Genomic DNA, 13329 nt, shown 5'->3' with positions numbered 1-13329 from the left:
TTTTTTAAATCTAAGAATTACGCTTGTACAAAGCTATATCAAACACATGGTCAGGACGCAATATGGTGTCAACCAGCCTCCACCTTCCTTCATCCACCGCTTGCATAGGGTAATTGAATAAGGACTTCAGTTGATCGCCGTATCTCATCGCCACGACCACTTGCTCATTCGTTAAGTCATATAATTGCTCCAGCAGCTCGTATTTATTGGAAACGGTTGAGCTGAAAATAATATGGGTCACATCCTTGATGATATCAAGCTGCTCTATGAACGATTTTTCTAACCGAATGTTTAATTCGCTTCCTAATTTATGTATCACTTTTCGTCCTAGCTCGATAGCTTCCTCATCGATATCAATGCCGACTACTTGTGCGCCCGTCCGCTTTGCGATAAATAATGGCGTCATGGGGAACGAGCCTGAGCCAATCAACAATACGGTGGATCCCTCCGTGACCTGAAAGCTGCCAAATTCTTGTTCAATGCAGGACTCGATATTTTTAAAATAATCGGTATTGTCCACTTCTCCATCCAGCAGCTTCAAGGCGCGATATTTTTCCATAATAGCGACGCATAACGAAGACATCTTCCTTAGGTCAGCGAGAAGCAGAGGAAGCTCATTACCGACTTGCTGCTCCAAGGCTTCCCATGATGCTTTGTTCCCCTCGTCTAGGATGAAAGCTGAATAGTCATCTATGACCCGCTCTAGCTCCGAGCTATTATGAGCTGTGCCGTCATATCGCTTTACTAAATCCGTAAACCGTTCTCGAAACAAGGTCAAGCTTTGTTCAAATGTCGTTAACTGATTCATTCCCTTCCCCCCCATACCCATTAATCGTTATACAGAAATAAATGCTTTGCCTTGTGCTACGATTCCAACAGATCCTTCAATTTTCAAGCTTGTTACTTCATCTTTATAGCAATCAGCCGTTACATGAATCGTGCCGCCGGGCTGCTTAACTGGTGCAGCAATAGCTCCTTTGTTTTTCCAAGACAGATATGCGCCAAGTGAAGCCGTACCTGATCCGCACCCTCGCTCCCATATCATGCTGTCTAAAGAAGGAACGTAAATGAGCGGAGCCATTTCATTAGAGTCAGATTTAAACAATAATATGCCGATCAAGTTGGCTCCTAACGTTATGCCAAGCAGCTTGGCTAGTGATTGTGCTCTGTCCTTCTCGGCCCTGTCGAACTGCTCTACTTCAATGACAATATGAAAAAAATCATCATAGCGCACAATGACAATATTCAAATCATCGCCTTCATACACAACGGTCTTCTGCTCGATTTTTCGAGGCATAGGCATCGCCACTTGGCAAAAAAACTCCTCTTGCATTTTTTTTACTTGGCATGTCACTAATTGATCGGTTCCCGACGCTTCTAATACGATTTCCATTAAATCGCTTTGATTGATTCCTTGTTCAGAAGCAATAAATGCAGCCAGCGCCATACACGCATTTCCGCAAAACTCACCTCCCGCCATTTGCAAATAGGCAGCAGCACCGTGCTTGGGCTGTTCGATAAAGCCTACTTGTTCAGCATAAACATGGTCATAAGACATCATTTTTGAAGCAATTTGCTTGTACTCGGAAGCGGCATGATTGGTTTTCACAAGAATGGTCATATTTTGCGTGGGGTTGAACTTTACAAAATCGATTTCTCGTTTCATCATAACTACCCTCTAATTCAATTTTTTTGATCCAGCGCTCCTCTTGCTTTATTGTTGCTTAATAGTAATAATTACTATTAACATTCGAGTACATCATAACCATAATTTGGAGCACTGTCAATGATGAAAATAGACAGATTGTGCTCGGACTAGCAGCTTCAAAATGGAACAATCAAAAAAACCCGTCAAGAGCCTTGATCTCACAAGGCTCTTGACGGGTTTTAACTTCTGACGCTTTGACGTATTTTACGCTGAAGCATCGTCTATTAACGACTACTATCAACGACTGCTTCGCAAGGCTTCGGAACTTTGAGAGACTATGACCTCTTTTCTTGTCCGATTGACCATATAAATGCCAAGAGAAACGAACAGAAGGGCCACTAGATTTTTATACTCCATAATCTGTTCACCGAGAAATAATGCCGACAGCAAGGTCCCGAATACAGGAATCAGGAAGTTATAAACAGACACCTGCCCGACTTTGTTATATTTAAGCAGCAAATTCCACAGGCAGAACGCGGCCGAGGACAGCAGCGCCAAATAAATAAGGTTGCCTGTCGACTCCGGTGTAAAATGCGTCACACGGCCCCCAAGTCCAAGACCTAGCAAGGTTAGGGCCAAGCCGCCAATGAGCAAGCTGTAGCCTGTCACTAGCAAAACATCAATGGTGGCTGTCAGCTTTTTGGCATAAATGGCCGTGATGGAGAAGATGAGGGCAGCCACAATGACGAACCCCTCCCCTGTAAAGGTAAAGGAAAACTCCAGCAAATCCGCATGGAAATTCACAACAATAACGCCGACAAACCCGAGCAGGCAGCCGAGAATTTTATTTTTGCCCAGCTTGTCATTTTTATAAAGGTAATGGGCTAAAATGACGCTGAAAAAGGTTGTCGTCGCATTCATAATCGAGCCTTTGACGCCTGTTGTATTGCCTACTCCCACATAAAAAAATATATATTGGAGACCTGTCTGCAGCAGGCCAAGAACGAGCAAGCTTGATAGCTGGCTTTTGGATAAGGAAAGCACCTTCTTGCCCGTTGCCCGGAATAACACCAGCAGCACCAGCCCTGCCAGCACAAAGCGATAGCCGGCAAAAACATATTTTGAAGCGATGTCCTCTGGCATAATGTCAAAGGCAAGGTAGCCCAGCTTAATAGTCGGATAGGCACTCCCCCACAATAAGCAGCACAAAGTAGCCATTAATGCTACAAATTTCGGATCGCTAAACCTGCTTCGATTGTTTTGTTCCATTTCATTACGTTGTTTCTGTTGATTCTCTTGTTCCTTCTGTTCCTTCACAGCCAACCTTCTCCTCATCCTTTATATCTCAAGCGTCAGCTCTAATGGCACGCCTCCAACGACCATATCATAATTCGGCACGGCTTGTAAGGAGAAAAATCGAATAAGCCCGGAAAAACCTTTTATAATCAAGGTCCTCCGGGCTTATGGCACAATCAGGAAATCGCTTTCAATTCAGTTCTCCGCACCTTCTATTTCGAAAGAGCATCCCTCTACTTACTTGGATGGCCAGTTGCCATACCAGGCGTAGCCTGTTCTTCTTTCCTGGTCAATATCGCTGAGCTTGTACTTCACTACACCGTCACGGCCCACAAAGATTGGCTTGTTGGTACCAATCTCATAGAACCGCGCCCAGATTGGGGTAGTGACGCTCGGATCGCTGATTACAACAACATCATTGCTCGTTTTCTCGACCCGGATTCCCTTAATTTGTACCGCTTTGAACCAATCTTCAGCCCCTTTAATCGCAGCGGCGATTTTCGTAGTGGACGTTCTCGTTTTCAAAAACTTCACAATGTTTACGCTCTCCTGAGCGGTGAGTGAAGGCACTTCATAAATTCTTGCCCCCGCCGGCTTCAATGTGCTGGAGTCATGCTGCTGGCCCCATGCTGTCAATTTGCCGCTAACTGTAACTTGCGTGTTCAAAATGCAGTCTACCCCTTTATCTACCGCCTGCTTGCTTTTGGCAGCGAGCGTGCTGTCGATAAAGGAGAAATCCCCTTTTTTATTCGCAATTTCATCCAATAAAATCAGGACATTAACCATTGCATTATCATTATAGGTAATATGTTTATGATACCCAGAGCTTTGATAAACTTGTGGGAATCCTCCATTCGCATATTGCATATTGATTAGAAAATTAATGCCCTTGATTGCCGCTGTGGAATATTTGCTGTCCTTCGTTTTCTGATATTCGGTCGCCAATCTGCGAATTTCCGAGTAAGTTGCCTTATTGTCGATTGTTGACTTGGACCACTCGCCACTAGTTTCTGAGTAATCCTTTCTCCAGCCTCCATCCGCTTGCTGGTTTTTCAAAACATCGGAAAGGCTTGCTGTCGTGCCCGAAGCATCTGCCGCCATCACTGTCGTAAGCGGTTGCATGATTACGGCTGGAACAGAGAGAAGCATGCTAAGAGCTAAAGCTGCGGTTACTGTACTTCTTTTCATTGAACAAAATCCCCTTTCTTTTTTCCTAATAGTTGTAATTAATGATATTTAATTACTTTTTTAGTTTACTGAGTCTCGACTCAATTGTCAATAATATCCTTGTAAAAAATTGTATTTTTGTGTAGAAAGCTGTCTGTCGTTGGCGATTTTCTAACCATCCATAAGCCAAATGAAAATAAATGGAGCACAGGCTTGACCTTAGGGCTGACCTAAGGTATATAGTGAAGCTAATGACAATGTTCCCCCCATAAAATAGTAGGAGCGACATAATGAAAAATGATATTACAATTAGCAGTCTCGCAAAACTCATGCATGTATCTGTTCATCAAATTCGTTATTTTGAAGAAAAAGGAATTCTTCAACCTGCGTATATTGATAACAACCAGTATAGAATGTACGGAATAGATCAGATTTATCGGTTGTCCCATATATTACTGCTGCGCAGGCTCGGTATACCTGTCTCGTCTATTAAGGACTGCTTCTCTACCTATTCTTCCGAGCAATATGAGCAATTGCTGCATACGTCTTTGCTCGAAACCGATCAGGAGATTGCCAGGCTCCAGGAGCTCCAACTTTTAATTCGCAAAGTGCTTCATGAACAGCAAGCATTTAGCACACAGAACAAGCCCTATCAAATCAAATGGCAAAAACCTGTTCATTTGAAGTGCTGGTTCGCCAAGGCTGAACAAACTAAACTTCATGCGAGGCTGCTGTCTGAACAGTCGGACCCTGTTCCGGACTTGTTCGAGTCGGATATTTATTATGTGTATGAACAATCATCTACCCTTAAGCTATGCACCGAAACACCCGAACCCAGCGACCTTGTCCTGCCTTCAGGAGACTATCTTTCCGCCCATTTCCAGGTTAACGACGAGGAAGAGCTTGAACAACGAATCGAACAGCTATACGGTCATGCAGCAGCACAAGCTTATGTTACGGAGGGACCGTTAATTGTCATTGAAAAATCTTATTTATCTTTGTTTAGCCACGACAAACTCCATTATGAGCTGCTCATCCAAGTTGAAACAGCCTTACGTGCCGAACAGGAGGCGAAAATATGAAGGTTTCTTCTATTACAATTGAGCCGATGCAGGCCAAATATAATCGGCAAGTCGGCCAATTGCTTGTACACGGCTTTAAAGAGAAATTTTTTAAGCTTTCTAAGCTGAATGACTCTATTCTTGCGCTCTTTTTTGAGAAGCTTCTGGAGCACTTTCCCAATGAGCCCGCAACACATCGAGTAGTAGCGCTGCAAGCTGGTAATATCGTAGGGACATTGTCCATCAAGTGGTGGCCTGAGTCCGAACTGGAAGGAAGCACACCACAGCCTATGCTCCCTTTATGGCGGGAATTCCGTATATTTGGTAAGGGAGCTTTACTCAAACTGCTGCTTGGTTTGTATTTTCTATCGTACAAGCCGCAACCAGGCGAATGTTATATCGCAGACTTAACCGTCCATCCTAATTATCGAGGCGAAGGCATCGGCAAGCTGATGCTGGGGTGGGCGGAGCTTTATGCCCGTGCCCATCCTTCTTTTAATGTCCTGAGTCTGCACGTTTCGAGCCATAATCTGGGCGCCAAACGGTTATATGAACAGCTTTCCTATCACATGCATCGTAAAGAACGCAGCCTGCTAAAGTATATGTTGTTCCATGAATTGGAATGGGAATATATGAAAATTAAGTTGAAATAAAATGAATACCTATTGAGGAGCCGCTATGAAAAAGAAAATGGGCATTGTCCTTATCGTTATTTTATTGATTATAGGCAGTTCGACTTTCTATGTATTGCAGCAAAATAGCTTTGACATTGTAGAGCAAACGATCCAGATTCCCAGCCCCGAAGGCCAATTAACAGGCATACTCGCCATGCCCAAACACGCTTCGGGAAAGCTTGGGCTTGTATTGTTCGTGCATGGTGACGGCCCGATTAATGCCTCTCATAATGACGGATACAAGCCGCTTTGGGAGCGGCTTGCTGCCCACGGCTACGCTTCTTTGTCCCTCAATAAGCGGGGAATTGACGGCTCTGCCGGCAACTGGCTCGATCAGAGCATCGATGACCGGGTAGAAGAGGCGCAGCAAGCTTTAGCGTGGGCCAGAACACAGCCCATGATTGATCATACAAGAATCGGTGCATGGGGTGCCAGCCAAGCCGGATGGGTCATCCCAAAGCTTGCAGGGGAAGAACAGCTTGCTTTCAGCATTTTGGTATCCCCTGCCATCAATTGGCTGTCTCAGGGTCAATATAATACGCGCGAACAAATGAAAAAGGAAGGGTACTCAGAGGACGATATTACAGCCCGGCTAGCATATGAGCAACAAGTCAATGCGCTGTTAAAAAACAAAGCCCCGTACGAGAAATATGTAAAAACAGCTCATCAAGGCGAAATGATGTCACAGGAAAGATGGGCATTTGTGAGCAAAAACTTTTTATCTGACGCCGCTGGCGATCTGGCTAATTTCCGTTCACCCGTGCTTCTGCTGCTCGGAGAGGACGATATTCACATAGATGTAAAAGAGACTGAACAGGTGTACCGCGAGGGCGTAGCCCCTTCGCTGCTCACTGTCGCGGTCTTCCCGAATACAGAGCATTCGATGCTGAGCACGAGCACGGCAGATTCGGAGCTTAAAGCAACTTTTATTAGTCTGTTTGCGCCAAGAAAAATAACCGTCAGCGAATATATGAATCAAATCGAGCTTTTTATAAAACAGCTTCCCTGACTTGATCTGAATGTCAGGAACGAAACCAAAAGGATGCTGCAGTAAAAATAGGAACCAGCTGCGCAATCTCGCGGCTGGTTCCTATCCCTATCCCTATCCCTATCCCTATCGCTATCCCTATTCCTATGACAAAGGCAATTGCACCATTACTTAGCCGGCCAGTTGCCATACCAGGCATAGCCTGTTCTTCTTTCTTTCTCGATGTCGCTAAGCTTGTACTTCACTATGCCGTCCCGGCCTACAAAAATCGGCTTGTTGCTGCCTATTTCGTAAAAGCGTGCCCAGATCGGCGTCTTCACATTTGGATCGCTAATGACAACGACATCGCCGCTCTTCTTCTCGACCCGGATTCCCGTAATCTGCGACGCTTTGAACCAGTCTTCAGCGCCCTTGATGGCCGCAGCGATTTTAGCATCGGATGCTCTTGTTTTTAGAAATTTTACAATGTTTACACTCTCCTGAGCGGTGAGAGACGGCACTTCATAGATTCTAGCTCCGGCTGGCTTCAGCGTGCTGGAATCATGCTGCTGTCCCCATGCCGTCAATTTGCCATTGACAGTAACCTGTGATTTCAGGATGCAGTCTACTCCTTTGTCCACCGCTTGCTTGCTTTTGCTAGCCAAAGTGCTGTCGATAAAGGAGAAATCGCCTTTCTTGTTCGCAACCTCATCCAGCAAAATCAGCACATTAATCATCGCATTATCATTATAAGTAATATGTTTATGATAGCCGGAGCTTTGATACACTTGCGGGAAACCGCCATTGGCATATTGCATATTGATCAGGAAATTAATGCCCTTGATCGCCGCTGCGGAATATTTGCTGTCCTTCGTTTTCTTATACTCACTAGCTAATCTGCGAATCTCCGAATAAGTTGCCTTATTATCAATCGTAGATTTAGCCCATTCGCCGCTGCTCTGTCCGTAATCTTTTCTCCACCCTCCGTCACTTTGCTGGTTCTTCAGCACATTCGAGATGCTTGCTGTCGTACCCGACGCATCTGCCGCCATAACGGTTGCAGCTGGCTGCAGCAGCACTGCTGGAGCCGAGAGCAGCATAGTAAAAGCTAGAGCTACGGATACCGTACTTTTTTTCATGGAACAAATCATCCTCCTAATTTTCAAATAGTTGTAATTTTTGTATCATAATTACCTTTCGAATTATACTTAGACCCTGTTAATTTGTCAATAATATCCTTGTAAAAAATTGTCGCTAGATGTAGAAGAGTGTCTAAACATGGCGTTATATGACATTCGCTATACACCTATAAAGCATGTAGCTCTTCCTCTATACTTTCCCCTAGCATTTTTATGGCAATTGTCAAAAAATCCGCCTCGCTAATTTTAATTTGTCCGAAGCGGAAGCAATAGCCCCAGTTGCGTTTGCCACTCGTAAACGTCAAGTCGTCCAACAGACCCGCGATTTTCACGGTCCGGCAAGGCAGAAAGCGAACGGCCCGCCGAAAGGGAATAAACGATTCCGTCATTTGATGCGGATAAATCCGGTCATCCATCATCTGCCCAATGGCGGTAAACGCCTGCAGCGATTCTCCTCCGTTCATCTCCGTACGCGGCGAATAATAAATGAGCCAATCTCCCGCCCGCATCCGCTTCAGCGCAGCTTCCTTGCCGTTGCAAAGCTGGGCAACGCCCTCCTCCACACCGTTCCGCACATGCGCTTCCGAGACGACGCCTATCCAATAGCGGCGCTGCTCTAGCGAATCGCTTGCTACTGCGGCTAAACTATTTTGCTCCATGGACAATGCAAGCTGCGCCGGCTGCTGAGTGTGTCCCCTTTGCGCCAATTGCTCTAACTTCCTCATTACGGCTTTCGCATCATACGCTTCATTTCGTAACATATTTGCTCTCTCCTCGGCCTTTTATTAAGCTAACTATACAAAAACACTACTGACAACAGGTTGTCAGTAGTGTTAATCACCTTCTCTAGCTCGTCCATTTCCTTCAAATTAATTGATGATGGCTCCATAGGATCGCAAGAAAATAACGGCCTGTTCGCTATCCATACGCACCCCCTTCAAATCAAGGCCCTTTAAATCAATTCCATCCAGCTTGGCCCCTCTTAAATCGGCTCCTTTAAGTCTAGCTTTGCTTAAAGAAATTCGGGTCAGATCGGCATCTCTTAAATCCGCCTTCTCCAAATTAGCATCCGTAAAGTCAGCCTCCAAAAAACGAACGCCTCTTAAATCTTGTTTTGAAAATCGGGCATGCCTTAAGTTCGTGTAAGCCCAATCTCCTTGAGCAATCGTAATTCCGTCCATTTGGGCACTCGAAAAGTCGGAGCCTGTCATTTTGCAAGCGTTGAATATGGAAACAAATAGGTTTGCATCGTTGAAATTACAATTTTCGAATGCTGTCCCCGTATGAACGGAGCCGTTTAAGGATGTTCCGCGAAAGCTGCATTCGACAAAACGACAGTTAGTCGTAACTACTTCCTCCATGGAAGTATTCGTAAATGTGCATTTAGTAAACGTACAGCGAAATAATTCGCCATAACGCAAATCACGTCCATCAAACCGAACCTCATTATAAGACTGCTCCTTGTATTGGTACAAAAATAACCCTCCTGCCCTATTTTATTGCTTCTTTTTGGATTCTGCCTTTTTCTTCGATGACTTTGTTGATTTTTCTGGCGTTTTTCGCTCAGCTAGTACAGCAGCCAATTGATCCGCCTCTTCTCTGAGCAGCTTTTCTTGCTTCGATTGATATTCCGATATAATAAAGTTTTGGAGATCAGAATTGTTCATTTGCAGAAATTGAGCAAAAGCTTCCGGATATTGGAATGATTTTTCCCCAATTGCATTTGAAAATAAAACGTTTATTTTCCCGTCTTCCTTGCCTACTACACGCCCAATACCAAATTTAATATGGGTAACCGGTTGATCCATCATATTCATTGGATTCGTTTCCTTTCAGCTCAGCTCGCAAATATTGGCCGGTGTAGCTCGCTTCGCAATCGGCTACCTCCTCTGGGGTACCTGTGCAAACGATACTGCCGCCATGTGTACCACCTTCGGGGCCTAAATCGATGATATAATCTGCGTTTTTAATCAAATCCAAATTGTGCTCAATAACAACTACCGTATTCCCGCCATCGACGAGTGCATGCACTATATGAACCAGTTGATGCACATCCGCCACATGCAGCCCTGTCGTAGGTTCATCCATAACATATAGGGTTGAGCCTGTAGCCGGCTTCTGCAGCTCTGCTGCAAGCTTCACCCGCTGTGCTTCCCCTCCTGACAACGTCGTGGAGGATTGTCCCAGCTGTACATACCCCAGTCCAACCTTGCAAAGCGCTTCGATCTTTTTACGAATTTTAGGAACGTTGCCGAAAAATGTGACCGCTTCATCCGCTGTCATTTCTAACACTTCCGCTATGCTTTTACCTTTATAGTGAACCTCCAGCGTTTCACGATTGTAGCGTTTCCCTTTGCATACATCACAGGCTACAAATACGCTAGGAAGAAAATGCATCTCCAGCTTCATCATTCCGTCGCCGGCACATGCCTCACAGCGGCCTCCCGATATATTGAACGAAAATCTTCCCGGACCGTAGCCACGAACTTTCGCTTCATTCGTCAGGGCGTATAGCGACCTAATTTGGTCAAAAAGTCCGGTGTACGTAGCCGGGTTGGAGCGCGGGGTACGCCCTATCGGGCTTTGGTCAATGTGAATGATTTTATCCAAAAAATCGATTCCTTGCATTTGCTGATGATTTCCCGCACTCATGTGGGCATGGTTGAGCTCCGCAGCCAGCCTTTTATAGACGATTTCATTGATTAAGCTTGATTTTCCAGAACCCGAAACCCCCGTCACACATGTAAAGGTGCCCAGTGGTATGGAAACGTCAATATTCTTCAAATTATTTTCTGCCGCACCGATAATCGTTAAAGCTTTCCCATTGCCTTTACGCCTGTATTCCGGGACGGCAATTTGTTTTTTACGAGATAAATATTGTCCGGTTATCGAGCTTGGTTCCTTCGCAATGTCGACGAGCTTTCCTTGCGCAACAACATATCCGCCATTTTTTCCAGCGCCGGGCCCAATATCTACAATCCAATCTGCTTGTCTAATCGTTTCTTCATCATGCTCAACAACAATGAGCGTATTCCCCATTTCACGCATGTCCCCTAATGCCGACAACAGTCGCGCATTGTCTCGTTGATGAAGGCCAATGGAGGGCTCGTCTAAAATATATAATACGCCGGTTAAGCCTGAACCGATTTGGGAGGCTAATCTAATGCGCTGGCTCTCACCCCCGGAAAGGGTGCCAGATGTCCTTGAAAGCTGTAAATATTCCAAGCCTACATTGTTCATAAACTGAAGCCGGGAACCAATTTCCGCAACGATCAATTCAGCAATCGCCGCCTTCGTTCCAGGCAGCCTCAAATTCGCAATAAAATCAAGGGCAGCAGAAACAGATAACCTGCAAAATTCAGCGATATTCATACCGCCAACCGAGACAGCAAGCAGCATGGGCGCAAGACGGTCTCCGTGGCAATCTGGGCATGGCGGCGCAAGCGTTTCATCCACAGCCTCCTGCTGCATCCCAGCAGCTCCCTTAAAAGAGGCCGCTTTGACTTGAAAGCCTAGCCCGGAGCAGGTCCGGCATGCCCCTTCTTGGTTATTGAATGAAAACATGCGTGGCGTTAACTCGGCTAATGACACCTCGCAGCGTGGACAGCTGTAGCTCTGGGAGAAGCAAGCCTCTTCCCCGCTGTCATACTGATAAATAAGGACGATATCCCCAGCTAGCGAAAACGCGGTTTCAAGGGAATCGGTCAGCCGCTGTGAATCATCTGCTTTCACCGTAAGCCGGTCAACGACAATTTCCACCGTATGCTTCTCGTTTTTATGAAATGGAATATCATCATCCAGCTGATAAAAGGAGCCGTCCACCCGGACACGCGCATAACCGCTAGCCTTGGCGTGCTCCAGTATTTTACGGTGCTCGCCTTTTTGCTTTCGCACGATAGGGGCAAGCACTGCAAACCTCGTTCCTTGCGGCAAACTATAAATTTGATCAACGATTTCATCAACAGATTGCCGGCTAATTTCATCGTTGCAAACGGGGCAATGCGGCGTTCCGACTCTGGCCCACAGCAAACGCAAATAATCATAAATTTCCGTAAGTGTCCCGACGGTAGAACGCGGGTTGTTGGAGGTCGTTTTTTGCTGAATGGCAATCGCTGGCGAAAGCCCTTCTATGGCGTCAACATCCGGCTTGCCGACTTGTCCCAAAAAATGCCGGGCATACGCAGATAATGACTCTACATAACGTTTTTGGCCCTCCGCATAAAGGGTATCAAACGCCAAGCTGGATTTGCCAGAGCCGCTCACTCCAGTAAATACGACGATTTGATCACGGGGAATTTGAATACTAATGTTTTTTAAATTATTTTCCCGCGCACCACTAACCTGTATAAAATGGTCCATCTGCTAACCTCCTAAACGACTCAAGCAGGTTGTAAAAAGCTCAAATAACCGTCTTCCGCCTGCCACGTCTGTTCATGAAAAAAATCAACGGATAGCTCTCTAAAGCTGGATATCCGTTGATTAAGTCTCTATATCATTTATATCTCGAATGAACTAGGCAGCTTTTACACGTTTAATAAACAGTCCAACGATGGCCCTTGCGACTGCAACGAATAGGACAAACACAAAGGCATCCTGAATGCCTGCCGTAAGCGCGGCTGGTGTAAATGTCGAACCGCTTTCCCCAGCTGCATTTTGCATATAGTGATTGGCACCGGATGTCATGACGCTAACCGCTACAGCCATGCCAATCGCGCCTGCAATCTGGATGAGCGTATTCATAATCGCTGTTCCATCCGGATGCATATGGCGAGGTAGCTGATTCATCCCATTCGTCTGGGCTGGCATCCACACTAATAAAACACCGATCATGAGACAAATATGCAGCATGACAATGAACGCAATCGTGGATACAGCCGTTACAGCCGAGAAGAACCAAATCGTAACCGCCGCTAAAAAGATGCCCGGTATCACGTGCCATCGAGGGCCGAATTGGTCGAACAGACGGCCAAAACAACAAACATCGGGTGCTTGAATGCTCTTAAATTCATTAATGGCTGCTTCATCATCAATTGCCGAATGACGAACAATACGAGTGAAAGATGCGCGGTTTGGTAATGGCAGATACATTTTGCATATATATGAACCCAACAAGCGATGCAATTAGCATAAGAACGAGGGATAGCCAGAAAATCCAGTGCCAGCTTAAATGGGCAATCATCAATCCGGAGACGGTTGGACCTACAGCAGGTGCAGCCGTAAATACGAGTGTCACAAGTCCCATGGCAAAGCCACGCTTATGGGGCGGAAATATAATAAGCACCGTATTGAACATAAGCGGGAGCAGAAGTCCTGTTCCGATCGCCTGGAAAATACGGGCTGTCATCAGCACCTCGAAGCTGCCTGAAATTCCCCCAAT

Annotated in this window: 12 protein-coding genes and 1 pseudogene; 3 read left to right on the top strand and 10 right to left on the bottom strand. The window is 45.7% G+C overall.

Translation table 11 applies throughout. The annotated features are described in order from the left end of the window. Window positions 1-10: 10 nt before the first annotated feature. From AC50X8_RS17325 to pelA (AC50X8_RS17310), 4 genes are all read right to left on the bottom strand, one after another. A complete protein-coding gene (locus AC50X8_RS17325; RefSeq protein WP_494880601.1) occupies window positions 11-808 on the bottom strand; it encodes a methyltransferase domain-containing protein in 798 nt (265 codons plus the stop codon). Window positions 809-835: 27 nt separating this feature from the next. Next, window positions 836-1666, bottom strand: a complete 831-nt coding sequence (locus AC50X8_RS17320; RefSeq protein WP_494880773.1) for a histidine racemase CntK family protein — start codon at window positions 1664-1666, stop codon at window positions 836-838. A gap of 279 nt (window positions 1667-1945) precedes the next feature. Then, a complete protein-coding gene (locus AC50X8_RS17315; RefSeq protein ID WP_494880599.1) occupies window positions 1946-2983 on the bottom strand; it encodes a DMT family transporter in 1038 nt (345 codons plus the stop codon). A gap of 198 nt (window positions 2984-3181) precedes the next feature. Beyond that, window positions 3182-4132, bottom strand: coding sequence for a pectate lyase (pelA, locus tag AC50X8_RS17310; RefSeq protein ID WP_056041843.1), 951 nt, complete (start codon window positions 4130-4132; stop codon window positions 3182-3184). A 269-nt stretch (window positions 4133-4401) separates the two neighbouring features. Between pelA (AC50X8_RS17310) and AC50X8_RS17305 the strand changes: the two genes are divergently transcribed. The 3 genes from AC50X8_RS17305 to AC50X8_RS17295 are packed head-to-tail and all read left to right on the top strand — an operon-like array spanning window position 4402 to window position 6855. Continuing rightward, window positions 4402-5193 (top strand): helix-turn-helix domain-containing protein, encoded by a 792-nt coding sequence (locus AC50X8_RS17305; protein ID WP_494880597.1) that lies wholly within the window; start codon window positions 4402-4404, stop codon window positions 5191-5193. Next, the gene (locus tag AC50X8_RS17300; protein WP_494880595.1) at window positions 5190-5825 is read left to right on the top strand and encodes a GNAT family N-acetyltransferase; all 636 of its coding nucleotides are present in this window, start codon (window positions 5190-5192) and stop codon (window positions 5823-5825) included. The genes AC50X8_RS17305 and AC50X8_RS17300 overlap by 4 nt, the downstream gene beginning before the upstream one ends. A 25-nt stretch (window positions 5826-5850) precedes the next feature. Next, the gene (locus tag AC50X8_RS17295) at window positions 5851-6855 is read left to right on the top strand and encodes an alpha/beta hydrolase family protein (RefSeq protein WP_056041849.1); all 1005 of its coding nucleotides are present in this window, start codon (window positions 5851-5853) and stop codon (window positions 6853-6855) included. Between the two features lie 146 nt (window positions 6856-7001). On the opposite strand, the gene pelA (AC50X8_RS17290) is transcribed toward AC50X8_RS17295, so the two are convergent. The 6 genes and pseudogenes from pelA (AC50X8_RS17290) to AC50X8_RS17265 all read right to left on the bottom strand — a co-directional run. Further along, complete coding sequence (pelA, locus tag AC50X8_RS17290) at window positions 7002-7952, bottom strand: pectate lyase (RefSeq protein ID WP_056041851.1); 951 nt, start codon at window positions 7950-7952, stop codon at window positions 7002-7004. A gap of 167 nt (window positions 7953-8119) precedes the next feature. Then, a complete protein-coding gene (locus tag AC50X8_RS17285) occupies window positions 8120-8611 on the bottom strand; it encodes an EVE domain-containing protein (RefSeq protein ID WP_494880771.1) in 492 nt (163 codons plus the stop codon). Window positions 8612-8821: 210 nt separating this feature from the next. Continuing rightward, a complete protein-coding gene (locus tag AC50X8_RS17280) occupies window positions 8822-9427 on the bottom strand; it encodes a pentapeptide repeat-containing protein (RefSeq protein WP_494861988.1) in 606 nt (201 codons plus the stop codon). Between the two features lie 21 nt (window positions 9428-9448). Beyond that, window positions 9449-9769: a hypothetical protein gene (locus AC50X8_RS17275; RefSeq protein WP_056041855.1), complete on the bottom strand. Its 321-nt coding sequence runs from the start codon at window positions 9767-9769 to the stop codon at window positions 9449-9451. After that, window positions 9735-12311, bottom strand: a complete 2577-nt coding sequence (gene uvrA, locus AC50X8_RS17270; RefSeq protein ID WP_494880592.1) for an excinuclease ABC subunit UvrA — start codon at window positions 12309-12311, stop codon at window positions 9735-9737. Before uvrA ends, AC50X8_RS17275 begins: the two co-directional genes overlap by 35 nt. Window positions 12312-12464: 153 nt before the next feature. After that, a pseudogene (locus AC50X8_RS17265) lies at window positions 12465-13329 on the bottom strand (MFS transporter); the annotation flags it as partial.

The sequence above is a fragment of the Paenibacillus sp. JT22N15 genome (assembly GCF_059383755.1).
Note: the sequence above shows the minus strand (reverse complement) of the source record. Positions and strands in the feature narration are given on the sequence as shown.

Excerpts from the sequence above, each read along its gene's own strand:
- AC50X8_RS17295 (WP_056041849.1), top strand. The coding sequence starts at position 5,851 with ATGAAAAAGAAAATGGGCATTGTCCTTATCGTTATTTTATTGATTATA.
- AC50X8_RS17325 (WP_494880601.1), bottom strand. The coding sequence starts at position 808 with ATGAATCAGTTAACGACATTTGAACAAAGCTTGACCTTGTTTCGAGAA.
- AC50X8_RS17320 (WP_494880773.1), bottom strand. The coding sequence starts at position 1,666 with ATGAAACGAGAAATCGATTTTGTAAAGTTCAACCCCACGCAAAATATG.
- AC50X8_RS17315 (WP_494880599.1), bottom strand. The coding sequence starts at position 2,983 with ATGAGGAGAAGGTTGGCTGTGAAGGAACAGAAGGAACAAGAGAATCAA.
- pelA (WP_056041851.1), bottom strand. The coding sequence starts at position 7,952 with ATGAAAAAAAGTACGGTATCCGTAGCTCTAGCTTTTACTATGCTGCTC.
- uvrA (WP_494880592.1), bottom strand. The coding sequence starts at position 12,311 with ATGGACCATTTTATACAGGTTAGTGGTGCGCGGGAAAATAATTTAAAA.
- AC50X8_RS17285 (WP_494880771.1), bottom strand. The coding sequence starts at position 8,611 with ATGGAGCAAAATAGTTTAGCCGCAGTAGCAAGCGATTCGCTAGAGCAG.
- AC50X8_RS17305 (WP_494880597.1), top strand. The coding sequence starts at position 4,402 with ATGAAAAATGATATTACAATTAGCAGTCTCGCAAAACTCATGCATGTA.
- AC50X8_RS17300 (WP_494880595.1), top strand. The coding sequence starts at position 5,190 with ATGAAGGTTTCTTCTATTACAATTGAGCCGATGCAGGCCAAATATAAT.
- AC50X8_RS17275 (WP_056041855.1), bottom strand. The coding sequence starts at position 9,769 with ATGAATATGATGGATCAACCGGTTACCCATATTAAATTTGGTATTGGG.
- pelA (WP_056041843.1), bottom strand. The coding sequence starts at position 4,132 with ATGAAAAGAAGTACAGTAACCGCAGCTTTAGCTCTTAGCATGCTTCTC.